Consider the following 569-nt stretch of genomic DNA (forward strand, 5'->3'; position numbering starts at 1 on the left):
ACGCGAACCCCGCGCTCGATCGCCTGGTACACGAGGCGCTGCGGACTATGGACGATATCCGCCGCAACATGCTCCTCGCCGAGGCCAGCCGCCTCGCCTTCGAGGATGCCGCCATCCTGCCCCTGCACCACGAGGTCTCCGTATGGGCCGCGCGGCGCGAGGTGACCTACGAGACCCGCAACGACCAGTACACCCTCGCCATGGGCGTGGGACGGAGCTGAAACCGCATGACCGACGCACCCGACATCGCCGGCGAGGCCAAAGCCCGCGCGCTCTACGATCTCGGCCCCACCGCGATCTTCGCGAGCAAGGCCGATCCGCGCTTCCACTACGCGATGTATGTGCCGCCTAAGGTCGTCAAGGGCGAGAAGGTGCAGCTGCTGGTCGCGGTGCACGGCACCTCGCGCACCTCCTTCCTGGAGTTCCGCGACGGCTTCGCCGAGTTCGGCCGCTGGAACGACTGCGCCATCCTCTGCCCGGTCTTCCCGGTCGGCGTGCTCGGGGACGGCGCGCGATCCGGCTACAAGTACATGCAGGAGGGCGACATCCGCTACGACGAGGTGCTGATC

2 pseudogenes are annotated in these 569 nt (G+C 68.0%); both read left to right on the forward strand.

What is annotated here, in order from left to right:
- Positions 1 to 221, forward strand: a pseudogene (locus AC1DWF_RS37215) (ABC transporter substrate-binding protein); the annotation flags it as partial.
- A 6-nt stretch (positions 222 to 227) separates the two neighbouring features.
- Positions 228 to 569 (forward strand): annotated as a pseudogene (locus AC1DWF_RS37220) (alpha/beta hydrolase); the annotation flags it as partial.

The sequence above is a fragment of the Aminobacter sp. P4_D5 genome (genome assembly GCF_056401815.1).